The organism is Streptococcus sp. 20925_1_22 (genome assembly GCF_041431685.1).
GTDB lineage: Bacteria > Bacillota > Bacilli > Lactobacillales > Streptococcaceae > Streptococcus.
The window spans coordinates 131,493-155,827 of sequence record NZ_JAPVYE010000003.1 but is presented as its reverse complement, the minus strand read 5'-3'; the positions used below and the strand labels follow the sequence as shown (position 1 = coordinate 155,827).

The following is a 24,335-nucleotide window of genomic DNA, read 5'->3' as shown; positions in this document are numbered from 1 at the left end:
TGCAGATAAGAAATGACGAACCTAGTGAAAACTAGGTTTGTTTTTCTATATAAGTCAAGCAATTAAAACTGTAGCTGGTCTGCTTTCAGGAAGTTTGCTTCTGACAGTCATTTATGAGGCTGATGATAAGCAGAAAAAAGTCTAAAATGACCTTTACCCTCCTTCATATTTTTGTTATAATATTCATATTAAGGCGTGCATTTGCGCGCTCTTTTCTGTGTTTTAAAGGCACTGAGTGCTTTAGAGTGAGTTATTTTTGAATAGATGGTGAAGGAGGAGTTATGTTATACATTTGGTCTTATTTGAAGAGATATCCTAAGTGACTGGTCTTGGACTTTGTTGCGGCAATCTTTTTTGTGATTGTCAATCTAGGGTTGCCAACGGTGCTGGCTCGGATGATTGATGAGGGAATCAATCCTAAGCAGACAGATCGGCTCTTTTTCTGGGCTTGGGTCATGTTTGGCGTTATTATCTTAGGAGTGCTGGGGCGAATCGTTCTGGCTTATGCGGCTGGGAAGCTAACGACGACCATGGTGCAGGACATGCGCAATGATCTCTATGCCAAGCTGCAAGAGTATTCTCATCATGAATATGAGCAGATTGGAGTGTCTTCTTTGGTCACTCGCTTGACTTCAGATGCTTTTGTTCTCATGCAGTTTGCAGAGCAAACCCTGAAAATGGGTGTTATTACTCCCATGATGATGCTGTCCAGTATTCTCATGATTTTTCTGACCAGTCCGTCTCTGGCATGGATTGTAGCTGTTTCAGTGCCTTTCTTGGCAGTCGTGGTCATCTATGTAGCGGTTAAAACCAAGCCCCTGTCTGAAAAGCAGCAGAAGACCCTTGATAAGATTAATCAGTATGTGAGGGAAAATCTGACCGGTCTGCGTGTTATACGAGCTTTTGCAAGAGAGGAATTTCAAGAGAAGCGTTTTGCTGATGAAAATGAGGTCTATGCGCAAAACTCCAATAAGCTCTTTAAGCTGACTGGTCTGACAGAGCCACTCTTTGTACAGATTATTATTGCGATGATTGTGGCCATTGTCTGGTTTGCCCTCGATCCTTTGCGGGATGGAAGTCTTGAAATCGGAAATCTTGTTGCCTTTATCGAATACAGCTTTCACGCCCTGCTGTCCTTCCTCTTCTTGGCCAATCTCTTTACTATGTATCCTCGGACGGCGGTATCGAGCCAGCGGCTCAAGGAAGTCATTGACATGCCCATTTCCATCAATCCTAATGAAGATGGTGTAACCGAGACAGATACACAGGGGTATCTGGAGTTCGACAATGTAACCTTCGCTTATCCAGGTGAGACGGAGAGTCCTGTGCTGCATAATATTTCCTTCAAGGCTAAGCCGGGTGAGACTATTGCCTTTATCGGTTCAACTGGTTCTGGTAAGTCTACGCTGGTACAGCTGATTCCGCGCTTTTACGATGTAACACTAGGTAAGATTTTAGTGGATGGTGTGGACGTCCGTGAGTACAATCTGAAAGCTTTGCGTCAGAAGATTGGCTTTATACCGCAAAAAGCTCTGCTATTTACCGGAACCATCGCGGAGAACCTACGCTACGGAAAGAAAGAAGCCAGCCAAGAAGAGCTGAGTCAGGCAGCTGAGGTTTCTCAAGCCAAGGACTTTATCGAGAGCCGGGAAGAGCGTTTTGAGACTCATCTGGCTGAGGGAGGTAGCAATCTATCCGGTGGACAGAAGCAGCGGCTCTCTATCGCCCGCGCGGTGGTCAAAAAGCCGGAAATTTATATCTTCGACGACTCTTTTTCTGCCCTGGATTATAAGACGGATGCGGTGCTGCGTCGTCGTCTCAAGGAAGTGACAGGTCAAGCAACGGTGCTGATTGTGGCCCAACGGGTGGGAACTATCATGGATGCTGACCAGATTATCGTCTTGGATCAGGGCGAAATCGTCGGACGCGGGAAGCATGAAGAGCTGATGGAAACTAATGATATCTATCGTGAAATTGCGGATTCGCAGCTGAAGAATCAAGCTTTGACAGAGGAATAGAAAGGAGACTGACATGAAAAACACATCAAGTTTCGCTCGTCTGTGGAGCTACCTAAAAGTTTATAAATTTGCAGTTGCCTTTGCGATTTTCCTCAAAATTCTCAGTGTCGTTATGAGTGTCGTCGAGCCCTTTGTATTAGGTTTAGCCATTACAGAATTGACAAATAATCTGCTGGATATGGCTAAAGGTGTAGCTGGCGCCCAGATTAATGTGTCCTATGTCGGCTGGGTCATGATTTTGTATTTTGTACGGGCGATTATTTATGAAATCGGTTCTTACTATTCTAATTACTTTATGACCAATGCAGTGCAGGCTACCATTCGTGACTTGCGCAATGAACTTAGCCATAAGATTAATCGTATCCCCGTTTCTTACTTTGATAAGCATCAGTTTGGTGATTTGCTGGGGCGTTTTACCAGCGATGTCGAAGCTGTTTCAAACGCCTTGCAGCAGTCCTTTCTGCAGGTTATCAATGCAGTCTTTACTCTGATCTTGGTTATCGTCATGGTATTGGTGCTCAATCTGCAGTTGGGTATCATTGTGGTAGTTTCGATTCCGATTACCTACCTTAGTGCCCGCTTTATCGTGAAGAAATCCCAGCCTTACTTTAAACAGCAGGCAGATGTACTGGGGGCTATGAATGGCTTTGTTCAGGAAAATTTGACAGGTTTTAATATTTTGAAGCTCTATGTCAGAGAAGAAAGTTCGCAGGAGGATTTTCGACAAATTACGCAAAAACTGCAGAAAGTAGGTTTTAAAGCTAGCTTTATCTCTGGTTTAATGATGCCTGTTTTGAATGTTATTTCAGATCTGACATACCTCTTGCTGGCTCTGCTGGGCGGCCTTCAGGTTATCGCTGGGCGCCTAACAGTCGGAAATATGCAGGCTTTTGTTCAATATGTCTGGCAGATTAACCAGCCCATTCAAAACCTGACTCAGCTGGCTGGTCAGCTGCAGAGTGCCAAGTCTTCTTTAGACCGGATTTTCCAAGTGCTGGACGAAGCGGACGAAGTCAATGATAGGACAGAAAAGCTGGATCAAGATCTGACAGGTCAGGTTAGCTTCAAGGATGTAGACTTCCAGTATGTGGCAGATAAGCCGCTCATTCGGAATTTCAATCTGGAAGTCAAACCTGGAGAAATGGTGGCTATTGTTGGTCCGACTGGTGCTGGTAAGACCACGCTGATTAATTTGCTCATGCGTTTCTACGATGTGTCTAAAGGAGCGATTACAGTTGATGGACACGATATTCGCCATTTATCCCGCCAGGACTATCGCAAACAGTTTGGTATGGTGCTGCAGGATGCTTGGCTTTATGAGGGGACTATCAAGGAAAATCTTCGTTTTGGCAATCTGCAAGCCACTGATGAAGAAATTGTAGAAGCGGCCAAGGCAGCTAATGTGGACCATTTTATCCGGACCTTGCCAGGCGGCTACAACATGGAAATGAACCAAGAATCAAGCAATATCTCGCTTGGTCAGAAGCAGTTGCTTACGATTGCGAGGGCTCTTTTGGCTAATCCTAAGATTTTGATTTTGGATGAAGCGACCTCGTCTGTCGATACACGGCTGGAGCTCTTGATTCAGAAAGCTATGAAGACTCTCATGCAGGGGCGGACCAGTTTTGTCATTGCCCACCGACTGTCGACCATTCAAGAAGCAGATAAGATTTTGGTGCTCAAGGATGGTCAGATTATCGAGCAAGGTAATCATGAGAGCCTCTTGGCTGATAAAGGATTTTATTATGACCTTTATCAGAGTCAATTTTCTAAAAAAGCGGAAGAAGTTTAAAAGGTTTGCTAAATTATTTGATAACTGCTAGAATATAAGCAAAGTGAGGTAGCAATGTCTTTAACGAGTCAAATTATTACAGCAGAATTTCCCGATTTGGATAAGGTTGAGGCTTTAAACCGCGAGGCTTTTCCTATAGAGGAAAGGGTACCTATCAGCGAATTTCTCCGTTATACAAACGATAAGCGGTCTCATTTCTTTGCCTTCTATAATGAGGAAGAATTTGTTGGTTTTGCTTTTGCAGTTTATAACGAAAAAATGTTCTATGTCAGCTTTTTTGCGATTATGCCGCACCTCCGCAGCCATGGCTATGGGGGAGAAATTATTCATAAACTGACAGAGTTTTATCAAAAAACCATGGTTCTAGAGGTAGAACGTGTCGATGAAGAATGTGACAATCTAGAGCAACGTCAAGCACGTATGGACTTCTATAAGCGTAACGGCTTTCGAACAACCAATGCCTTTCTGGAATATGAAGGGTTAAGCTTTGAAATCTTGTATTTGGGACATCATTTTGATGAGGAGGCTTATCGAGATATTTTCCATATGCTGCAAGAGAAGAACTTTTTTGAATTCGAAATTAAGTACCGAAGATTTAGCGATGTATAAAGAGTGCTAAATGATTTATAGCCATTTTTAAAAGGTTGAGACTTCCTATCTCAACCTTTTTACTATGAAAAATCTCTTTTATTTTGTTTTGGATCAGGAAGGACAATATTGTATTTTTCTCGCATTCAGCAATAGTTGAGTATATCTGTTTAAAGAAAGTAAACCATCAAAAAAGATAGAGATAGGTTGGTGAAACATACGATTTAAAACAAACTTTTTTATATCGCTTTAAAATAAGCCTTAAATCTGTGGATAAGTCAGGAATTTGCTAAAAATCTCCAAAAATATTTCGATTTATTTCGTTTTTTTAAACCAACTTACCGTGAAAAGTTAAAAGCCTTGCGGAGCGGGCTATTTCCGTATATAATGATAAAGCATGAAAAAATTTAAAGGAGTTTCCCGTGATTAAAAAAGGTGCCTTGACAGGCTTGCTCTTATTTGGAATATTTTTCGGTGCTGGGAATTTGATTTTCCCGCCTTCGCTTGGAACATTATCTGGCCAGCATTTTTGGCCAGCTATTGCAGGATTTGTCCTATCTGGGGTTGGGCTTGCTGTGCTGACTTTGATTATCGGAACTCTCAATCCTAAGGGCTATATCCACGAGATTTCTCAGAAGATTGCGCCTTGGTTCGCTATTGTCTATCTCGTAGCCTTGTATCTGTCAATCGGACCCTTTTTTGCTATCCCACGGACTGCGACGGTGGCCTATGAAGTTGGTATCTCTCCTATGCTGTCTAAAAATATGACAGGTATCGGATTGATTGTTTTCACGACACTTTACTTTGCGGCTGCTTATCTGATTTCTTTGAATCCATCTAAGATTTTGGATCGGATTGGACGTATTCTAACGCCTGTCTTTGCATTTTTGATTATTATCTTAGTTATTCTAGGAGCTTTGAAATACGGAACAACGACACATCAGCAGGCTTCGCAAGCTTATTCTGCGTCAGCTTTTGGGCAAGGGTTCTTGGAAGGTTATAATACTTTGGATGCCTTGGCTTCCGTGGCCTTCAGTGTAATCGCAGTAACAACTCTTAACCAGCTAGGTTTCAAGAATAAAAAGGAATATGTTTCAACTATCTGGGTTGTTGGTTTGATGGTAGCGTTTGGCTTTAGCGCCATGTATATCGGTTTGGCGTTTCTGGGCAATCATTTCCCAGTTCCAGCTGAGATTATTGCCAAAGGCAATCCAGGTGTTTATGTCCTATCGCAGGCGACACAGGCTATCTTTGGGCCTACAGCACAGATTTTCCTTGCAGCTATGGTTACTGTGACTTGCTTTACGACAACAGCAGGACTTATTGTATCGACTGGGGAATTCTTCCATAAAACTTTCCCTAAGGTATCTTATAAAGTTTACGCAACTGTCTTTACTTTGATTGGATTTGCGATTGCCAATCTTGGCCTCAATGCCATTATCCAATATTCAGTTCCGGTACTGCAAATTCTCTATCCAATTACCATTGTTATCGTACTGATTGTCATTGTCAATAAATTCTTGCCACTATCCAAAATAGGTATGCAATTGACGGTAGCAGCAGTGACTCTGATTTCCTTTGCGGGTATTCTTGGGCAGCAGTTCCATATCACTAGGATAAGTGATATTGTAAATGCCCTTCCATTTGCTCAGGCTTCTTTACCTTGGTTGGTGCCGGCTTTAGTTGGAATCCTACTTTCTCTCTTTTTGCCTAACAAGCAGAAGAGTGAGCGTTTTGAGATGGAGAGCTAATAGATAACATCCGCCACAATGTGGTGGATGTTTTGCCAAATCCAGAAATCTCAGGCAATATAACACCAAATTCAAGTTTTTTCAAATCTTTCTCCCTATTTTTAGGGGGATTTTTATTTTATACTAGAGTCAGAAATTGATAGAGAGGTTTTTGAAATGGCAACAAGTTTTTTGTTCTTTATTTCTGTTTTTCTGGCGGGAATTCTATCTTTTTTCTCGCCCTGTATTTTACCGCTTATGCCAGTCTATGTGGGGATTCTGCTGGATTCTGATCAGCCGAAAACGGTTCGGTTTATGGGAAGAGGCATTTCCTGGTATGGTCTAGCTAAGACGCTCTGCTTTATCGCTGGCTTATCAACTGTATTCTTGGTTTTAGGCTACGGAGCTGGCGCTCTAGGTCTAGTCCTCTATGCCCCTTGGTTTCGCTATGTTCTGGGAGGGATTGTTATTCTACTGGGAATCCACCAGATGGGGATCATCAATATCCAGCAGCTGCAAAAGCAAAAGAGCATCCAACTTAAAAAGAATAGTAAAAGAAGTGATTTTCTTAACGCTTTTCTCTTGGGTATTACCTTTAGCTTTGGTTGGACGCCCTGTGTGGGACCTGTTCTGAGTTCTGTTTTAGCAATTGCAGCTTCAGGAGGCAACGGCGCTCTTCAGGGAGGCTTGCTTATGTTGGTTTATACACTTGGATTAGCCCTTCCTTTTCTAGCCATGGCTTTGGCTTCTGGCTGGGTATTACAGCGCTTTGCGAAACTCAAACCTTATATGGGAACGTTTAAGAAAATCGGCGGTGCACTCATTATTCTCATGGGAATTTTGCTCATGCTTGGAAATCTAAACGTTTTAGCATCATTATTTGGATAAATATTATATAATTAAAGGAGAAACATCATGAAAAAAATCGCTACACTTACAATCGCTGCACTTAGTGTCTTTGTCCTAGCTGCCTGCTCTAATCAAAAATCAGATTCTGATATGAAGAAGATGGATGACAGTAGCATGATGAAGAAGGATGATATGAAAAAAGACGACATGAAGAAAGAGGATATGAAAGACTCTAACATGTCTGATGATAAAATGAAAAAGGATGATATGAAGGACTCTTCTATGATGTCCGACAGCAAGTCTGACATGAAAGATGATATGAAATCAAGTGATTCAAGCATGAAGGATGACATGAAAGATTCATCCGAAATGTCATCTGACAAATAAGAATTCCACCATAGGAAAGAAAGTCGTCAGTTTTGTCGGCTTTCTCCTTATTTTGAAAGGAAAGAAAACGATGAAGAAGATATCGATATTGACTGTCAGTCTGCTTTGTGTCGGCTTTTTGGGAGCCTGTTCAAATCAGAAGATGAACTCGGAAGTTTCTAAAAGTGATAAAAGTAATATGGAAACAAAAGCTGATTCTGAGCAATCTACCAAGATGGCCAAGGACTTTAGTCTGCAAGGAGTAGACGGCAAGACCTACAAGTTGTCTGATTTCAAGGGCAAGAAAGTATATCTTAAGTTTTGGGCTTCTTGGTGCTCTATCTGTCTATCTACTCTTGGTGATACTAATGATTTGGCTAAGGAGCAGTCAGGAAAAGATTATGTTGTTCTATCGGTGGTGTCTCCGACTTTTAATGGAGAAAAGTCTGCTGATGATTTCAAGGAATGGTACAAATCTTTGGATTATAAAGACTTCCCAGTTCTCATGGACACCAAGGGTGAATTGCTGAAAGAATACGGTATTCGCTCTTATCCATCTGCTCTATTCGTAGGAAGCGACGGTTCTCTTGCCAAGACACATATTGGCTACATGAGCAAGGAAGATATTGAGAAAACATTGAAAGAAATCAAGTAGAAAGGAGCAATGAACATGGAAGGCAAATGGAAAATTCTTCTGGTTATGCTTGGTTTGCTTGTCTGCTTTGGACTGGTCTATGTGATTGCGGGGAATGGTAAGCAATCATCTCCTGAACAGATCAAGAAAGCCTCTATGAGCAAGACAGAAGCAGTAGCCAAACAGAAGCAAGAAGATGTCAAGGAAGAGGATAAGCGGGAAATTTATCTGGCTGGCGGCTGTTTTTGGGGAGTAGAAGAGTACTTTTCTCGTGTGCCAGGTGTAATTGATGCAGTATCAGGCTATGCAAATGGTAAGGGAGACACGACCAAGTATGAATTGGTCTCTCAAACTGGTCACGCTGAGACTGTTCACATTACTTACAACGCCAAGAAAATTTCGCTAAAAGAAATTCTGCTTCACTATTTCCGCATTATTGATCCAACTTCTAAAAACAAGCAGGGAAATGATCAGGGTACCCAGTATCGGACAGGTGTCTACTATACGGATGAAGCTGATCTTGATACTATTAACCAGGTCTTTGATGAGGTTGCTAAGAAATATGATAAACCTTTAGCTGTTGAAAAAGAAGCTCTGAAAAACTTTATCAAAGCAGAGGATTATCATCAGGATTACCTGAAGAAGAATCCTAATGGATATTGCCATATCGACGTCAATCAAGCTGCTTACCCAGTTATCGAAGCTAGTCGCTATCCTAAACCTAGCGATGAAGAGATTAAGTCCAAGCTCTCGCCAGAAGAATATGCTGTCACACAAAAGAATGACACAGAGCGAGCTTTTTCTAATCGCTATTGGGATAAGTTCGATGCTGGTATCTACGTTGATGTGGTGACGGGAGAGCCTCTCTTTTCATCAAAGGATAAGTTTGACTCTGGCTGCGGTTGGCCAAGTTTCACCCGTCCTATCAGTCCAGATGTAACGACTTACAAAGAAGACAAGAGTTTCAACATGACACGGACGGAAGTTCGCAGTCGGGTTGGAAATTCCCATCTGGGCCATGTTTTCACAGACGGACCTAAGGACAAGGGCGGCTTGCGCTATTGCATCAATAGTCTGTCCATTAAGTTCATTCCAAAAGCTGAGATGGAGGAGAAAGGCTACGGTTATCTTTTGGATTATGTTTAAGAGCATTTTGATTGAAAATTTGCTATAATAAATCCAGTATAAATAAGGAGTTGAATCTTGTGTATTCAATTATGATTGTAGAGGATGAGTATCTGGTAAGACAGGGAATTGCGTCCTTGGTAGACTATGAACAGTTTGGTATGCAAGTTATTGCCCAGGCTGAAAATGGAAGAGAAGCTTGGCAGAAATTTCAGGAAAATCCTGCTGACATCCTGCTAACCGATATCAATATGCCACAGATGAACGGCCTCGAACTGGCCAAGCTAGTCAGAGATCAGGTTCCTACTTGCCATATCGTTTTTCTGACGGGCTATGATGATTTTGACTATGCTCGGACGGCTATTAAGCTAGGTGCAGATGACTATCTGCTAAAGCCTTTTTCCAAGGATGATGTTGAGGAAATGTTGGCCAAGGTGCAGACCAAGCTTGATAAAGAACGTAAAAAAGCCCAGATTCAAAACTTGGTCGATCAGGGGCAGCACTCTGAGTTGGAAGAGGCTATTCACGCGCGTCTAGCTGATTCAGAGTTAAGTCTGAAAAGTTTAGCTTTCCAATTGGGTTTTAGTCCGTCCTATCTTAGCGTTCTTATCAAAAAAGAACTAGGCTTGCCCTTTCAAGATTATCTGATTCAAGAGCGGATGAAAAAAGCAAAACTCTTACTCCTGACTACAGATTTGAAGATTTATGAAATAGCAGAGCAGGTAGGTTTTGAAGATATGAACTATTTTTCTCAGCGCTTCAAGCAGGTGGTCGGGCTGACACCTCGGCAGTTTAAAAAAGGAGAGGAGAAATGAAACGATATCCGCTTCTTATCCAGTTGATTGTCTATATTTTTCTGCTGGTTCTTTTACTCTTGGGGGTTGTTGGGAGTCTTTACTATCAAACTAGCTCGGGGACTATTCGACAGCTGACAGAGCGGACGACGCGTAATAGCATGGAGCAAAGTGGGCAGTTCATTGCTTCCTATTTGCAGAAATTAAAGCAAACCACCTCTACACTAAGCAAGGAAGAAACGATTCGTAAATTTGCTCAGAATCAAGAAAGCAGCGAAACGGCAGTTCAGTCTTTGATGAAAACCATCATTGAGACAGATCCGGATTTGGTGTCGGCAGTATTGGTTACCAAGGACGGGCGCGTGGTCTCGACAGATTCTCAAATCAGTATGCAGACTTCCTCTGATATGATGAATGAAAAATGGTATCAGGAAGCTGTCCATACCAGAGCCATGCCTATCTTGACCCCTGCTCGCAAAGAGTCTCTGTCATCTGAGAAGGAGAAGTGGGTTGTTTCTGTCACTCAGGAAGTGGTGGATGAAGCAGGGCAGAATCTCGGTGTTTTGCGTCTGGATATTGGCTATAAGAGTCTCAAAGCCTATCTGGATCGGCTTCAGCTAGGGAAGAAAGGCTTTAGTTTTATTGTCAATAGCCAGCATGAATTTGTCTATCATCCTAAGAAAAGTGTTTACTCCTCCAGTCAAGAAATGAAAGCTATGCAGCCCTATATCTCGGTCAAGGATGGTTACGCAGACCAGAAAGAGGCTTTTGTCTATCAGATTGATATCGCAGACAGCGACTGGACTTTAATTGGCGTTGCCTCTTTAGAGCAATTGCAGATGCTTCAGTCACAGATGCTTTATTCATTTGTGGGAATGGGCGTTTTAGCACTCCTGCTGTGCTTGACTGGTATTTGGTTTGTCCTGCGTTTGTGGATTAAGCCTCTTCAGAATCTGCAGGCTGTCATTCTGAAGATTGGGGCAGGTGACTCAAATCTGCGTGCAGAAGCTAAGGGTTCTCCAGAGTTGGTTGACTTGGCTCAGCAGTTCAATAAAATGCTGGATCAAATCGAACAGCTAATGGAAGCTGTTAAGACTGAAGAACAAAATGTCCGCCGCTATGAGCTCCGAGCTCTCTCAGCTCAAATCAACCCCCATTTCCTTTATAATACCTTGGATACGATTGTCTGGATGGCTGAGTTTAATGACAGCAAACGTGTTGTTGAGGTAACAAAATCACTCGCTCAATATTTCCGCTTGGCGCTCAATCAAGGACATGAACAGATTGCTCTTAAAGATGAGATTGATCACGTTCGTCAGTATCTCTTTATCCAGAAGCAGCGCTATGGCGATAAGCTCCAATATGAGATTGAAGAGGGTGAATCTATAGCTGATTATAAACTGCCCAAGCTGGTACTTCAGCCTTTGGTTGAAAATGCCATCTACCATGGTATCAAGGAAATTGACCGACAAGGCATGATTCGGGTGACGTCAGCAGCAGAAGAGGGGCAGCTGATACTGTCTATCTATGATAACGGCCGTGGTTTTGAACTCCGCGACTCTACGGACATGACTCTCCCTCGCTTAGGCGGGGTTGGTCTGAAAAATGTCGATCAACGCTTAAGATTGCAGTTCGGAGACGACTACCATATGGAAATCGATTCTGAACCAGATAAATTCACCAAGATTAGTCTTTATTTACCGCTAGTTACAGATGATTAGGTCTATTAAGTTTTAAAATATTCAAGCCGGTAGGATTTTCTCCGGCTTTTTACTGTTTGAAAAAATGCACTATTATTGCTGTTCATCAAGCGAAATTATCTCTTTTACTAGTCTCATGAGTTTGCAAGAAAATTACCGTAGCGGATTTGTGAAAAATCTATAAGATTCATTTATAATGATAAATGAATGAATATTCTAGGTAAGGAGTTAGAGGAGAGTAAATGGAGTCACCTTTATTTTTTGTTTCAGTTTTTTTAGCGGGTATTTTGTCCTTCTTTTCCCCTTGTATTTTTCCTTTATTGCCGGTTTATATTGGCATTTTATTGGATGACAAGGAGGTCAAGACCCTGAAAGTATTCGGCCGAGAGCTTGCTTGGCAGGGAATGGTTAGAACACTCTTTTTCATTGCGGGTATCTCAACAGTCTTCTTTTTGCTTGGCTTTGGAGCCGGATTTTTAGGAACTATTATTTACAGTTCGACCTTTCGTTATGTGATGGGCGGACTCATCATTCTGTTAGGTTTGCACCAGATGGAGCTTATTAATATTCGCCAGTTACAGATTCAAAAGAGCTTGACTTTCAAAAAGAACGGTCAGAAACATCATTTTTGGTCTGCTTTCTTACTAGGGATTACCTTTAGCTTTGGTTGGACTCCTTGCATTGGACCAATCCTCAGCTCAGTTTTAGCCTTAGCAGCTTCGGGTGGGAATGGTGCACTCCAGGGAGCAATTTTGACCTTGATTTACACCTTAGGAATGGCCCTGCCTTTCTTAATCTTAGCTTTGGCATCTAGCTTTGTTATGCAGTATTTCAATAAAATCAAGCCTTATATGGGCCTGATGAAGAAAATCGGCGGAGCCCTGATTATTCTCATGGGAATTCTGCTGATGCTAGGACAGCTCAACACCCTGTCGGGACTTTTTGGATAAAAGGAGAAAGAAATATGAAAAAAATCGTTACATTATTAGCAACTGTGTCAGCTGTGGCCTTTTTGGCAGCCTGCTCGGAACAGGAAGAGAAGCCTATGACTATGCCCACAACCAGCAGTTCATCTAGTGAGGCTGCTCAGACAAGTACAGTCACCCAAGCAGCTGTCGGTCAAGAGGCTCCCGACTTTACTTTGCAGTCTATGGATGGAAAAACTGTCAAACTTTCTGACTATAAAGGCAAGAAGGTTTATCTAAAATTCTGGGCTTCTTGGTGTGGACCTTGTAAGAAAAGTATGCCAGAATTGGTCGAGTTAGCTGGTAAAACGGACCGTGATTTCGAAATCTTGACAGTTGTAGCACCAGGTCTTCAAGGAGAGAAATCTGCCGAGGAATTCCCAAAATGGTTTCAAGAACAAGGTTATAAAGATGTACCAGTTCTATTTGACACTTCAGGAAAAATTTTCCAAGCCTATCAGATTCGTAGCATCCCAACTGAAATCCTCATTGACAGTCAAGGGAAAATCGGGAAAATCCAGTTTGGCGCTATCAGCAATACTGATGCAGAGGCAGCTTTTAAGGAAATGAAATAAAGCAAAAAAGAATGGACTTATCATCCATTCTTTTTTAGTTTGTAAGGTAATTAAGCGCTAGCACCTGATGTCGCATCGGCTCCTCCGTCTCCATGACCTCCATCGCCTCCAGCATCAGAAGCACCAGAAGTAGCGTCTGCGTCTCCATGACCTCCGGCAGGAGCAAATGGTCCGCTGCCTCCAACCAAACGTTGACCAGTTTCTTTTAAGTACCAGTCGAGCCATGGTTGGAAATTAAAGACGATTTCATTGATACCTGCGTATGATCCGTCAGGATAGTACATAGCTTGGTAGTTGTGGGTATTGATAACGCCTGCAGGTGAACCTGGGACGATTGTACGTACGTATTCTTGATTTCCGTTGCGAAGTGTTCCAATAACCCACTCTACATTCTTCATCCGAGCTGGTGGAAGAGAACCATGAACAGTTGACATGCGGCTACCTGATTGAGGTGGCACACGTTTAGCAAACATGGTGTCTGGATCTTGGTGGGCGTTATTGTAGTAGAGGAATTGATTGTTATCGTCAGCGTATGTCAATTCAAATGGCATAGCTTTCAAGAACATATCAATTTGATTAACGGTCAAGATACCATGGTCGAGTTTGACATAAGTATCACCAGAAACAGCGCCAGTGATTGCTGCGACTTTTTCCACCCATTCTGGATCATCTGGATCAACTTCTGTAATTGTCGTAGCGATTGGTTTTCCGCAGTCTAAGTCTTCAGGTTCAATTGGTTTTGGTTTTTTCAATTTTGAAACCACCTCTACATATTTGATAAAGTTATCTAAGCATGTTTCAAGGAAATTCACAGTTCCTTCGTTGGTGATATTGCCATCATTGTCAAAAGCTTCCTTGGCTTTGCCCAGCAAGAATTCGTTGCCTGGAAGAGTGTAAGCATTGACACCAGGGGCGTCTAGGATTTTACGCAGGTGAACTTGAGCACGAGAAGTTCCTTGGTCGTAGTAAGAAGCACCGACAATCATGACAGGCTTGTTTTCGAAAGGATGAACCTCGTAAGAGAGCCATTCTAAGACACTCTTCAAAGGAGCGCTGATAGTATGATTGTGCTCAGGAGTTGCGATGATGACACCGTCTGCACGTGTGATTTTGTTATACAAATACCGCAATTGGAAGCTTTCATCCCATTTTTCATCTTGGTTAAACATTGGGACTTCATCGATTTCTAAGACTTCCAATTCAAATTTAATTTTGAACTGACGGCGGATGAATTCCAATAATTTTCGGTTATATGATTGTTCGTAGTTTGATCCTACAATTCCAACAAATTTCATTCTTTCGGTCTCCTATCTTACAATTTTTCCCAGTTAAATTCTTCAGCATCTTTGCGAAGTAATTCTTGTGCGTTGCGCAATTTTTCAGTGATTTTGACAAAGATACGGAAGTCATCAAAGATGGCATCCAATTTTTTGACAACGTCAAGATCTACCAAGTCTCCGCTTTGGTCAAAGGCTTGAAGAGAATGCGAAAGCAAGAACTCATCTGGAAGGACAGTTGCCTTGATTTCTGGAGCGTTCAAAATTTGACGGAGCTGCAACTGGGCACGAGAGGAGCCAAGTGTACCATAAGAAGCACCAGTGATCATGACTGGCTTGTTCAGCAATGGATAGATTCCGTAAGAAAGCCAAGCTAGGGCGTTCATCAGCACAGCTGGGATAGAATGATCATACTCAGGTGTACCAATAAGTACGCCATCCGCTGCATCGATTTTTTCGGCAATTTCTGATACCAATTCAGGCACGTTTCTGTCAGCAGGTTTATTAAACATTGGGATATCTTTAATCTCGACCAGCTCGATTTCAGCCTTATCAGCAAAGTGCTTAGACATATATTGAAGAAGTTGCCGGTTTGTAGAACGGTTAGAATTTGTTCCAACAATTGCAATAAGTTTTAACATAGAATTTCCTTTCTGAAATTAAGATACAGTGCCCTCATGTGTACATTTATTTTTCTTCAGGCAAGTAAAACCTAGAAGAAAGAGAGGGTGTTTTTTTAATGAGCATGTTTATAAAAGATAGGGTAATAGAGGTGCCGCTTGGTGTGGCAGCAAAGTTATCACTTTTGAGAATTAAGAAGCAGGAATTATCTGCTCTAAAAGGCCTGAGCTACAGAAGAGCTGACTATCCTGGGTGATAATCAATGCTTCAATCTCTGGTTGCTGTTCAATCTGAGACAGAATTGATGTCGGACTTTCACCAAATAGGCGAGTCGTCCAGATTTCACCATTCACCGACTTGTCTGAAACAATGGTCAGACTAGCCAAATGATTCTCAATAGGATAGCCAGTTTTGCGATCTAGAATGTGATGGTAGTTCCGGCCTTCAACTGTAAGGGTTCGCTCGTAGATTCCTGATGTGACCACTGACTGATTGGTGACAGCTAAGATAGCTGAATGCTTGCCGCGAGGCTGCTTGGGATTTTGGATGCCAATTCGCCAGGCGCGCTGGCTGACTGCATTTTTCCCAATCGTCAGAACATTGCCACCGAGATTGATAAGAGCAGAAGTTACTCCCTGACTAAGCAAATAGTCCTTAATCTTATCAGCGATATAGCCTTTAGCCAAGGCGCCTAAATCCAGCTTCATGCCTTTCTTAGTCAAAAAGACACTACAATCTTCTGGATTCAACTCAAGCAAGTTTGGGTCGGTTAAGCCCAGAGCTTGCTGAATCTCCTCCGTACTTGGGAGACGGGCGTCTGAAAATCCTATACGCCAGGTCTGGACTAGAGGGCCGATCGTGATATTTAAGTGGCTGCCTTCTGCTAAGCTGTGATATTTTCCCAGCTCAATCAGCTCAAAAAGCTCTGGATGAACTGATACGCTTTCAATTCCTGCTAGATGGTTGATAGTCATAAGTTCAGAGTCTTCATCATTGGCACTGAAGCGATTTTTATAGACATGAAGCAGTTGAACCGCCTCATCTAAGAGTATTTCCGCTCGCTCATGACAGAGAGAGATACAAATCGTACTCCCCATCAAATGGAGTGAGCGAGAAGCAAAGTCCACATTATCACAACCTTTCTAAAATTAACCTCTCTAGCCTTATTATATCAAAAAGATACCGGTTTCACAATCTTAAAATTGTTATATTTTCAGAAAATTAACTTTCGCACAAAGCTGTATTTTCGAAGCGATGAGACAGCGGTGGTACAGCTTTTTAGGTAGCCTAAGAATTTTTGAAAATTTCGAGCAAATTTCTTGTAAACGCTCACAGGAGATGATATACTTGTCTAGTAAATTATAAATTAAGGTAGGACTATTCTTATGAGTAAAATCGTTGTAGTTGGTGCAAACCACGCAGGTACAGCGTGTATTAATACAATGTTGGATAATTATGGTGCAGAAAATGAAGTAGTTATTTTTGACCAAAACTCAAACATTTCATTCTTGGCGTGCGGAATGGCCCTTTGGATTGGACAGCAAATCAGCAAGCCAGATGGACTTTTTTATGCAGACAAAGAAACTTTTGAAGCAAAAGGCGCAAAAGTTTATATGAATTCACCAGTTGAGTCAATTGATTATGATGCGAAAAAAGTTACAGCTATTGTTGATGGCAAAGAGCATGTAGAGTCTTATGACAAATTGATTTTAGCTACAGGTTCTCAGCCAATTCTGCCTCCGATTAAAGGTGCTGAGCTGGATCCTAACAGCCGCGAATTTAAGTCAACCTTAGAAAATCTGCAGTTCGTAAAATTGTATCAAAATGCTGCAGATGTTATTGAAAAATTGCAAGACAAGAGCAAACATATCGAACGTGTGGCAGTAGTAGGTGCTGGTTATATTGGGGTTGAGTTGGCAGAAGCCTTCAAACGTCTTGGTAAAGAAGTGATTCTGATTGATGTTGTGGATACTTGCTTGGCAGGTTACTATGACCACGACTTGTCTGATATGATGCGTCAAAACCTTGAAGACAATGGTGTTCAATTAGCCTTCGGTCAAACTGTTCAGGCTATTGAGGGTGAAAGCAAAGTAGAACGCATTGTAACAGATAAGGCTAGCTATGATGTAGATATGGTTGTCTTGGCAGTTGGCTTCCGTCCAAACACTGGTCTTGGTGCTGGCAAGCTGGAAACATTCCGCAATGGTGCTTTCTTGGTAGATAAGAAGCAAGAAACTAGCATCAAAGATGTTTATGCAATCGGTGACTGTGCAACTGTTTACGATAACTCTATCAACGATACAAACTACATCGCCTTGGCTTCTAACGCCCTGCGCTCTGGTATCGTAGCAGCTCATAATGCTTGCGGTCATGAATTGGAGTCTAACGGTGTTCAAGGTTCTAACGGTATCGAAATCTTTGGTTTGAAGATGGTTTCAACTGGTCTGACAGAAGAAAAAGCTAAACGCTTTGGTTACAGCCCAGCAGTAGTTGAGTTTAAAGATACTCAAAAACCAACCTTCCTTGAAAAGGTTGAGCATCATGATGTTACAATTAAGATTGTCTATGATAAGGATACACGTGTAGTTCTTGGAGCTCAGATGGTTTCTAGAGAAGATATGTCTATGGGTATTCACATGTTCTCATTGGCCATTCAGGAAAAGGTTACAATTGATAGATTGGCCTTGCTGGATCTTTTCTTCTTGCCACACTTCAACAAACCGTACAACTACATTACTCAAGCAGCTTTGAAAGCAAAATAAGAAAATGAGTCTGGAATAAATTTCCAGACTTTTTTGTAGAGGCTGTAAAAAGAAAAGTAAAAGAAGAAATTTATATTTCATCTGTTTATCAGGCCTGCTTTGTGCTAGAATAGTGGTAAAGTAACTTTTTAGAGGAGATTGGGAATGGCAAAAGAGTCTATCTCGCAAGAGGACGATATCAAGAGAGAATTTAATTTCACAACTCATTCGATTATTTCCCAGGTTTTGCGAGGTGTCTTAGTTGGGATTTTTGCTGGACTGGTAGTCGGGATTTTCCGCTTTCTGATTGAAAAAATCTTTCATTTAGTGCAGGATGTCTACCATAGGAGTCAGCAGTCTTTGCTTTGGTTACTGGCCTTGGTGTTCTTTTATGCTTTCATCGTCTTTCTCAACGCTCGCTGGGTAAAGTCGGAGAAAAACATTAAGGGGTCAGGGATTCCGCAGGTTGAAGCAGAGCTGAAAGGCCTGATGTCACTTTCTTGGTGGAGTGTTCTCTGGAAGAAGTTTGTATTGGGGATTTTAGCCATTTCTAGCGGTCTGATGTTGGGTCGAGAAGGACCAAGTATTCAGCTAGGCGCTATGAGCGGCAAAGGCGTCTCTAAATTTCTGAATTTGAGTGCTGCTGAGGAGAGAGCGCTCATTGCTAGCGGTGCAGCAGCAGGCTTAGCAGCAGCTTTTAATGCACCAATCGCAGGTCTGCTATTCGTAGTAGAAGAAGTTTACCGTCATTTTTCACGCTTTTTCTGGGTTTCTACGCTGGCGGCCAGTCTAGTTGCTAACTTTGTCTCGCTCTCCATGTTTGGCTTAACACCAGTGCTGGACATGCCGGATAATATCCCGGTTATGAGACTGGAGCAGTATTGGATTTACTTGGTTATGGGCTTGCTGCTTGGCTTGTCAGGCTATATTTATGAGAAAGTTATTTTGAATATTCAGCTGCTTTATCAGTTTTTTGGTCGGTTGTTTAGGATTTCAGAAGCCTACTATCCTATTCTGGCCTTTGTCTTGATTCTTCCGATTGGTTATTTCTTGCCTCACTTGCTGGGCGGGGGCAATCAGTTGATTTTATCTTTGACTGCTGGTCATTATACTGTGGGAACCTTGCTCTTGTTTTTTGCTCTGCGTTTTGTCTGGAGCATGATGAGTTATGGCAGTGGATTGCCAGGTGGTATTTTCCTGCCTATTCTAGCTCTGGGTTCACTGCTGGGGGGAGCAATGGGGGCGGTCTGTCTGCAGCTAGATTTGATTTCTCAGGAGCAATTTCCAATTTTCATTATCCTAGGTATGAGTGGTTATTTTGGCGCCATTTCCAAGGCTCCTCTGACAGCCATGATTCTGGTCACAGAGATGGTCGGTGACATCCGTAATCTCATGCCGTTGGGACTGGTCACTCTGACTGCTTACATTATCATGGATTTGCTAAAAGGAGCGCCCGTCTATGAAGCAATGCTGGAAAAAATGTTGCCAGACAGTATCGAGGACCAGGGAGATACGACTTTAATTGAAATCCCTGTTTCTGAAAAGATTGCTGGTCGGCAGGTACATGAGCTAAACTTGCCTGATGGGGTCTTGATTACCATGAATGTCCACAAGGGGAAAACTCAAACGGTCAATGGCAGCACGCGCCTCTATTTGGGGGATACGATTTACTTGGTGCTGAAAAAGACGGAGATTGGGAAAGTCAAAGAAGAGCTGCTTTAGCTGTCTAAATAAATAGTTTTTGATTAAATTGTCAGACAATTTCTTGAAATATGAGAAAAAAACTGGTATAATTTACAGGAAATAATCTCATATCAGAGAGAAAACAAAGGAGTCACCATGAAAAAAATTGGCATTGTCCTATTTTCAACGGCAATTTTACTGACTGGCTGTGCAGCCAACAATTCTTCAAATAAGACTGACTCAAGCAGTCAAGCATCTAGCAGTCAAACGGCTGTCAATCAGAAAGAATTGGACAAGGCGACAGCAGATTACAAATCTTTTGTCCAAGGACAAATCGATCAGCTCCTGACAGATACGGAGAAGTTTCGTGATACTCTTAAAGAAGGCAAGCTTGATGAGGCTAAAAAGCAATATCCGCTTATCCGGATGGCCTACGAACGTTCGGAGCCAATTGCTGAGAGCTTTGGTGAATCAGACGTTAAAATTGACTTCCGCCTGGTTGACTATGTGGACGAAAACAAGACTGAAGAAGGCTGGTCTGGTTTCCACCGCATTGAAAAAATCATGTGGGAGGAAAATACGACCAAGGGAACTGAAAGCTATGCTGATCAGCTGGTCAACGATATCAAGGAGCTAAAAGCTAAAATCGCAACAGTTGAAGTGACTCCGGATATGATGTTGACGGGTGCTGTTGACTTGCTCAATGAAGTAGCGACCAGCAAGATTACAGGCGAGGAAGAAGTGTTCTCCCATACAGATCTCTATGATTTTCGGGCCAATATTGAAGGGGCAGAAAAGATTTTCGAGCTCTTCAAGCCATTGATTCAGGACAAGGACGAGAAACTTGTCAAGACCTTGGAACTTGAGTTTAAAAACGTCAACGGTCTTTTAGACAAGCACATGACCGACTCGGAAAACTACAAGCTCTATACAGAATTGACAAAAGAAGACACCAAGGAGCTGGCAGAAGCAGTTACCAAACTGGGTGAGCCTCTTTCACAAATGGGAGTCATTCTAGACGGGAAGTAATCATATGACAAACGACGAAAAATGGTTTAATAAAAAGATGGATCGTCGTGAATTTCTTAAAAAAGCAGGGATTGGAGGCGCTGGTCTTGCACTGGGTGTCTCTGGTGCATCTGCTTTTTTCGCTAATCAGGCGAAGGAAGATAAGAAATTCGCTGACGGTGAGGAAGAAATCAGCTTCTATGGGGAGCATCAGGCGGGTATCACAACTCCGATGCAGAAGAATATCTACTTCGTTGTGTTGGATTTGCATACGACAGATCGGGAGACCATTATCCAGCTCTTCAAGGACTGGACAGCCTACAGTGAAAAGCTGGTAGATGGAGAATTGGTTAAAAAAGATAATTCAAATGCCCTTTTGCCGCCAACAGACACTGGAGAAACTGTCGGTCTCAACCCTTACCGACTGACCTTGACCTTTGGTGTCTCAGCCTCTTTTCTGAAAAAAATGGGCTTATCAGACAAACGACCTAAGGCTTTTCGGGATTTGCCGCCTTTTCCAAAGGAGCAGCTCAAAGAAAAATATACTGGTGGCGATATTGTCATCCAAGCCTGTGCAGATGATGAGCAGGTGGCCTTTCATGCGGTCCGCAATCTGGTCCGCAAGGGCAGAAATGCCATCACTATGAAGTGGAGTCAGTCAGGCTTTGCAGCTATCGGAGACCGGATGTCAACGCCTCGTAATCTCTTTGGATTTAAGGACGGCACAGCCAATGTGACCAAGGAAAAAGATTTTGACAAGGTCATTTGGTGCGACAGCAAGGACTGGATGCAGGGCGGCTCTTACATGGCTGTCCGCCGGATTCAGATGTTCCTTGAGACCTGGGACCGGACCAATCTACAGGAGCAGGAAAATACTTTCGGTCGCTATAAGGAAAGCGGAGCACCTTTTGGCAAAAAAGACGAGTTTGACGAGGTTGACTTAGACTTGCTGCCAGAGGATTCACATGTCCGTCTAGCCAAGGAGGTTGATAAACCTATATATCGCCGGTCTTATTCTTACTCGGATGGGATTGACGAAACCACTGGTCAGTTCGATACAGGCCTGCTCTTTCTTTCCTTCCAGAAGGATCCAGACAGCTTTGTCAAAGTTCTGACTAATCTAGGCGCTCAAGATAAGATGAATGAATACGTCACACATATCGGCAGTGGTTTGTTTGCTTGCTTTGGCGGAGTGAAAAAAGGAGAATACCTTGGTCAAAAATTATTTGAATAAAAGCCTGGTGATTTTGGGGCTTTTGCTTGTCTTTTTAGCTAAGCCAGTTTTAGCGGACGAGAGCTACAGCAGTTTATTCGTCAAAATCACTGATGCTAGCACTGCGGTCAAGCAGAAGGACCAGGAAAAAGCCAAGCAGTTAGTCAGAGAAATCAAGACTGACTTTGAAAAGGTTGCTAATCATGACTCAGCAGCGGGACAAGAGGTTAGCAAGGCACTAGACTTATCGGGTCAGGTGACGGAAGAGAAGCTGACACAGATCTCTTCTGCCCTCTTAAAGTTTGAAAAAGAGCAGAATCCAGTCGACTTAGAGGCCGAGAAAAAGAAGCTGCTCAGTAAGCTAGAGCCAAAATTTGAAAATCTACAAAAGGCTATTAGTGCTAAGGATTTAGAAGCAACGAGAGAAGCTTACAAGAAGATGAATAGCACCTGGACTACCAATGAAAGCGTGGTGCGAGACAACAGCACAGCTCATTATGGCAAGGTAGAAACAGCTAATTCATTCCTGCGCAGCGCCATTGAGACGGAGCCTACTGACTTTGACATGATTCAGACTTCTTTTGATGATTTGAAAACCGCCATTGATAATTTTGTCAAAGGTGAGAAAGTCCAAGAAGCTGCTGGCAATCTGACGCTGAAAGATGGAATTAAGCTCCTAGAGGAAGCCTTGAGTCTCTTCCAAAACGGAGATCATAAAAAGGGTGCTGCCAAGATGAAAGAGTTCATCACTATTTGGCCAACGATAGAAGGAGATGTCAGCGTCAATAATCCTTCGCTTTATACCAAGGTTGAGAGTCAGACACCAGTAATTATGGTCAAGGGAAGCGAAAAGAAGTATCAAAAGCAGCTAGAATCCTTGATTAGTGAGCTGTCACAGATTGACACGACAGCTTCCTACCATTTCTTTGATGCTATGCTGATTTTGCTGCGTGAGGGTGTAGAAGCGCTCTTGATTGTCATGGCTTTGATAACGACTCTGAAAGCCTCCAAGATGAAAAAAGGACTCAAATGGGTTTATGCAGGAGCAGCGAGTGGAGTTCTAGTCAGTGCTGTGATTGCAGCCTTGCTGCAGTTTCTTTTTCCGGCAGTTGCTTCTGGATCCAATCGTGAGATTATCGAAGGTGCAGTGGGTATTTTCGCTGTCGCCATGATGATATTGGTTGGTATCTGGCTGCATAGCAAGGCATCTATTGAGAAATGGAATGACTTTATGGAAAACCAAATGAAGGCTGTAACAGCCACAGGCAGTTTTCTTTCCATGTTTGCTCTTAGCTTTCTGGCAGTTTTCCGTGAAGGGGCTGAGACCATCCTCTTTTATGCAGGAATTCTGCCGCGCATCACTATGACTGATTTCCTTTTGGGAATCGGCTTGGCTCTTCTGGTCTTGGTCTTGCTGGCCTTTATCATGAGCAAGGCGTCTGGTCTTCTCAAACCACACAGCATTTTCTTCTGGCTGACTTGGCTAATCTATGCTCTGGCCTTTAAAATGCTGGGCGTCAGCATCCATGCCCTTCAGCTGACCAATATCCTACCCACTCACTTAATCAATGGTTTTGTGACAGTAGACTGGATGGGGATTTATCCAAGCATAGAAGTGGTAGTTAGTCAGGCGCTCTTTATCCTGCTGGTGGTCTATGTTAGCTTTAAAAATCTGAAAAGCGAGCAGCAGCATGGATAAAAAAGAACAGACTATTATTGAGCATTTGACAGAGTTCAGACGGCGTTTTCTAGCGGTACTGGCTTGCTTCTTCGTGGTTTTTCTGCTTAGCTTGCTCTTTTCAGCCGATATTTACCGATGGCTGACCAGTAATTTTGAGCAGAAACTGCTGGTGCTGGGTCCGGATGATATCCTTTGGATTTATATCAGTCTGGCTAGTCTGGTCGCTTTTTCCCTAACCTTGCCATTTCTTGTTTATCAGGTCTGGGAATTTGTCCGACCAGCTTTGCGAGCCAATGAAGCACGTGCTGTTTTCGCCTATATCCCGGCTACCTTTATCTGTTTTGTTCTGGGGCTGGCTTTCGGCTTTTACTTTGTGACTCCAGCTATTTTGCAGGTTTTGCTGTCGCTGGGTGAGGACCTCTTTGAGACTCGGCTGACAGCGCAGAATTATCTAAGTTTCGTCTTTCATACCACTATTCCGATTGCTTGCCTTTTTGAGCTGCCAGTTCTTGTGTCCTTTCTGACTTCTATTGGTTTGCTCAATCCGAAATTTTTGGTAAAATATAGACGATACGCTTACTTCATTTTGCTGGTTTTAGCTGTTGTCCTGACACCGGCTGACTTTATCAGTGACTTGTCTATGACAGTGCCTTTGATTTTGCTCTATGAAGTTAGCATCTTGCTCAGTCGCATCATTTATCAAAGAAAATCAACAAGGAGAAATTAATGGGACTTTTAAAAGACATCGGAGTACCTGGAGTAATCATTATTGTTCTGGGAGCCCTGCTCATTTTCGGACCAAAACGCCTGCCCGAACTGGGGCAATCTATCGGTAAAATGTTTTCAGAATTCAAAAAAGCAGTCAATCATGCTGGAGAAGAAGACAAGACCGAGAATAAAAATGAAAAAGAGTAAAGAAAAAGCACGGATAGCCGTGTTTTTCTGCTAGATTCAGGATGGTTTTTGAAAAGGAGG

The 24,335-nt window shown here is 42.6% G+C and carries 22 protein-coding genes; 19 read left to right on the top strand and 3 right to left on the bottom strand.

What is annotated here, in order from left to right:
- Positions 1-323 precede the first annotated feature (323 nt).
- The 12 genes from O3621_RS05190 (at position 324) to sdbB (ending at position 13,136) form a co-directional block, all read left to right on the top strand.
- Complete coding sequence (locus O3621_RS05190; RefSeq protein WP_371513944.1) at positions 324-2,018, top strand: ABC transporter ATP-binding protein; 1,695 nt, start codon at positions 324-326, stop codon at positions 2,016-2,018.
- Positions 2,019-2,031: 13 nt separating this feature from the next.
- Entirely contained in the window at positions 2,032-3,810 is a 1,779-nt protein-coding gene (locus O3621_RS05185; RefSeq protein ID WP_002924812.1) for an ABC transporter ATP-binding protein, read from the top strand.
- 54 nt (positions 3,811-3,864) lie between these two features.
- Positions 3,865-4,419, top strand: coding sequence for a GNAT family N-acetyltransferase (locus O3621_RS05180; RefSeq protein WP_002921262.1), 555 nt, complete (start codon positions 3,865-3,867; stop codon positions 4,417-4,419).
- A gap of 401 nt (positions 4,420-4,820) precedes the next feature.
- Positions 4,821-6,149 carry a branched-chain amino acid transport system II carrier protein gene (gene brnQ, locus O3621_RS05175; RefSeq protein ID WP_314449708.1) on the top strand — a complete coding sequence of 443 codons (1,329 nt, stop codon included), beginning with the start codon at positions 4,821-4,823 and terminating at the stop codon, positions 6,147-6,149.
- A 156-nt stretch (positions 6,150-6,305) separates the two neighbouring features.
- Positions 6,306-7,016 (top strand): thiol-disulfide oxidoreductase-associated membrane protein CcdA2, encoded by a 711-nt coding sequence (gene ccdA2, locus O3621_RS05170; protein ID WP_371513832.1) that lies wholly within the window; start codon positions 6,306-6,308, stop codon positions 7,014-7,016.
- A gap of 27 nt (positions 7,017-7,043) precedes the next feature.
- The gene (locus O3621_RS05165; protein WP_125434625.1) at positions 7,044-7,364 is read left to right on the top strand and encodes a hypothetical protein; all 321 of its coding nucleotides are present in this window, start codon (positions 7,044-7,046) and stop codon (positions 7,362-7,364) included.
- Positions 7,365-7,434: 70 nt separating this feature from the next.
- On the top strand, positions 7,435-7,998 hold the full coding sequence (locus tag O3621_RS05160; RefSeq protein ID WP_125434623.1) for a redoxin family protein: 564 nt from the start codon (positions 7,435-7,437) through the stop codon (positions 7,996-7,998).
- 15 nt (positions 7,999-8,013) lie between these two features.
- Positions 8,014-9,123 carry a peptide-methionine (R)-S-oxide reductase MsrB gene (gene msrB, locus O3621_RS05155; protein WP_032915468.1) on the top strand — a complete coding sequence of 370 codons (1,110 nt, stop codon included), beginning with the start codon at positions 8,014-8,016 and terminating at the stop codon, positions 9,121-9,123.
- Positions 9,124-9,182: 59 nt separating this feature from the next.
- Positions 9,183-9,917 (top strand): response regulator, encoded by a 735-nt coding sequence (locus O3621_RS05150; RefSeq protein ID WP_032911153.1) that lies wholly within the window; start codon positions 9,183-9,185, stop codon positions 9,915-9,917.
- Positions 9,914-11,617, top strand: a complete 1,704-nt coding sequence (locus O3621_RS05145; protein ID WP_314449705.1) for a sensor histidine kinase — start codon at positions 9,914-9,916, stop codon at positions 11,615-11,617. Before O3621_RS05150 ends, O3621_RS05145 begins: the two co-directional genes overlap by 4 nt.
- A gap of 221 nt (positions 11,618-11,838) precedes the next feature.
- Complete coding sequence (gene ccdA2, locus O3621_RS05140; RefSeq protein WP_002909784.1) at positions 11,839-12,546, top strand: thiol-disulfide oxidoreductase-associated membrane protein CcdA2; 708 nt, start codon at positions 11,839-11,841, stop codon at positions 12,544-12,546.
- Positions 12,547-12,560: 14 nt separating this feature from the next.
- Entirely contained in the window at positions 12,561-13,136 is a 576-nt protein-coding gene (gene sdbB / locus O3621_RS05135) for a thiol-disulfide oxidoreductase-associated lipoprotein SdbB (RefSeq protein ID WP_002909783.1), read from the top strand.
- A 50-nt stretch (positions 13,137-13,186) separates the two neighbouring features.
- On the opposite strand, the gene O3621_RS05130 is transcribed toward sdbB, so the two are convergent.
- From O3621_RS05130 to O3621_RS05120, 3 genes are all read right to left on the bottom strand, one after another.
- Positions 13,187-14,431 carry an NAD(P)H-dependent oxidoreductase gene (locus tag O3621_RS05130; RefSeq protein ID WP_002904464.1) on the bottom strand — a complete coding sequence of 415 codons (1,245 nt, stop codon included), beginning with the start codon at positions 14,429-14,431 and terminating at the stop codon, positions 13,187-13,189.
- Between the two features lie 17 nt (positions 14,432-14,448).
- Complete coding sequence (locus O3621_RS05125) at positions 14,449-15,054, bottom strand: NADPH-dependent FMN reductase (protein WP_002906610.1); 606 nt, start codon at positions 15,052-15,054, stop codon at positions 14,449-14,451.
- A 171-nt stretch (positions 15,055-15,225) separates the two neighbouring features.
- Positions 15,226-16,161, bottom strand: coding sequence for an FAD:protein FMN transferase (locus tag O3621_RS05120; protein WP_314449704.1), 936 nt, complete (start codon positions 16,159-16,161; stop codon positions 15,226-15,228).
- Between the two features lie 258 nt (positions 16,162-16,419).
- Between O3621_RS05120 and nox the strand changes: the two genes are divergently transcribed.
- From nox to O3621_RS05085, 7 genes are all read left to right on the top strand, one after another.
- Complete coding sequence (nox, locus tag O3621_RS05115; protein WP_371513827.1) at positions 16,420-17,796, top strand: H2O-forming NADH oxidase; 1,377 nt, start codon at positions 16,420-16,422, stop codon at positions 17,794-17,796.
- Positions 17,797-17,940: 144 nt separating this feature from the next.
- The gene (locus tag O3621_RS05110) at positions 17,941-19,497 is read left to right on the top strand and encodes a ClC family H(+)/Cl(-) exchange transporter (RefSeq protein WP_002904469.1); all 1,557 of its coding nucleotides are present in this window, start codon (positions 17,941-17,943) and stop codon (positions 19,495-19,497) included.
- 117 nt (positions 19,498-19,614) lie between these two features.
- On the top strand, positions 19,615-20,487 hold the full coding sequence (efeO, locus tag O3621_RS05105) for an iron uptake system protein EfeO (RefSeq protein ID WP_002904471.1): 873 nt from the start codon (positions 19,615-19,617) through the stop codon (positions 20,485-20,487).
- 4 nt (positions 20,488-20,491) lie between these two features.
- The gene (efeB, locus tag O3621_RS05100; protein ID WP_314449702.1) at positions 20,492-21,700 is read left to right on the top strand and encodes an iron uptake transporter deferrochelatase/peroxidase subunit; all 1,209 of its coding nucleotides are present in this window, start codon (positions 20,492-20,494) and stop codon (positions 21,698-21,700) included.
- On the top strand, positions 21,678-23,378 hold the full coding sequence (locus O3621_RS05095; RefSeq protein WP_314449701.1) for an FTR1 family protein: 1,701 nt from the start codon (positions 21,678-21,680) through the stop codon (positions 23,376-23,378). Before efeB ends, O3621_RS05095 begins: the two co-directional genes overlap by 23 nt.
- Positions 23,371-24,087 carry a twin-arginine translocase subunit TatC gene (gene tatC / locus O3621_RS05090; protein ID WP_314449700.1) on the top strand — a complete coding sequence of 239 codons (717 nt, stop codon included), beginning with the start codon at positions 23,371-23,373 and terminating at the stop codon, positions 24,085-24,087. The genes O3621_RS05095 and tatC overlap by 8 nt, the downstream gene beginning before the upstream one ends.
- Positions 24,087-24,275 carry a twin-arginine translocase TatA/TatE family subunit gene (locus O3621_RS05085; protein WP_002897604.1) on the top strand — a complete coding sequence of 63 codons (189 nt, stop codon included), beginning with the start codon at positions 24,087-24,089 and terminating at the stop codon, positions 24,273-24,275. Before tatC ends, O3621_RS05085 begins: the two co-directional genes overlap by 1 nt.
- Positions 24,276-24,335 lie beyond the last annotated feature (60 nt).

Bases quoted from the DNA above. Each gene is read 5' to 3' on its own strand.
- O3621_RS05185 (WP_002924812.1), top strand. From the start codon at position 2,032: ATGAAAAACACATCAAGTTTCGCTCGTCTGTGGAGCTACCTAAAAGTT.
- sdbB (WP_002909783.1), top strand. From the start codon at position 12,561: ATGAAAAAAATCGTTACATTATTAGCAACTGTGTCAGCTGTGGCCTTT.
- O3621_RS05110 (WP_002904469.1), top strand. From the start codon at position 17,941: ATGGCAAAAGAGTCTATCTCGCAAGAGGACGATATCAAGAGAGAATTT.
- O3621_RS05180 (WP_002921262.1), top strand. From the start codon at position 3,865: ATGTCTTTAACGAGTCAAATTATTACAGCAGAATTTCCCGATTTGGAT.
- O3621_RS05130 (WP_002904464.1), bottom strand. From the start codon at position 14,431: ATGAAATTTGTTGGAATTGTAGGATCAAACTACGAACAATCATATAAC.
- tatC (WP_314449700.1), top strand. From the start codon at position 23,371: ATGGATAAAAAAGAACAGACTATTATTGAGCATTTGACAGAGTTCAGA.
- O3621_RS05145 (WP_314449705.1), top strand. From the start codon at position 9,914: ATGAAACGATATCCGCTTCTTATCCAGTTGATTGTCTATATTTTTCTG.
- ccdA2 (WP_371513832.1), top strand. From the start codon at position 6,306: ATGGCAACAAGTTTTTTGTTCTTTATTTCTGTTTTTCTGGCGGGAATT.
- O3621_RS05125 (WP_002906610.1), bottom strand. From the start codon at position 15,054: ATGTTAAAACTTATTGCAATTGTTGGAACAAATTCTAACCGTTCTACA.
- O3621_RS05165 (WP_125434625.1), top strand. From the start codon at position 7,044: ATGAAAAAAATCGCTACACTTACAATCGCTGCACTTAGTGTCTTTGTC.
- ccdA2 (WP_002909784.1), top strand. From the start codon at position 11,839: ATGGAGTCACCTTTATTTTTTGTTTCAGTTTTTTTAGCGGGTATTTTG.
- O3621_RS05160 (WP_125434623.1), top strand. From the start codon at position 7,435: ATGAAGAAGATATCGATATTGACTGTCAGTCTGCTTTGTGTCGGCTTT.
- msrB (WP_032915468.1), top strand. From the start codon at position 8,014: ATGGAAGGCAAATGGAAAATTCTTCTGGTTATGCTTGGTTTGCTTGTC.
- efeB (WP_314449702.1), top strand. From the start codon at position 20,492: ATGACAAACGACGAAAAATGGTTTAATAAAAAGATGGATCGTCGTGAA.
- O3621_RS05085 (WP_002897604.1), top strand. From the start codon at position 24,087: ATGGGACTTTTAAAAGACATCGGAGTACCTGGAGTAATCATTATTGTT.
- nox (WP_371513827.1), top strand. From the start codon at position 16,420: ATGAGTAAAATCGTTGTAGTTGGTGCAAACCACGCAGGTACAGCGTGT.
- efeO (WP_002904471.1), top strand. From the start codon at position 19,615: ATGAAAAAAATTGGCATTGTCCTATTTTCAACGGCAATTTTACTGACT.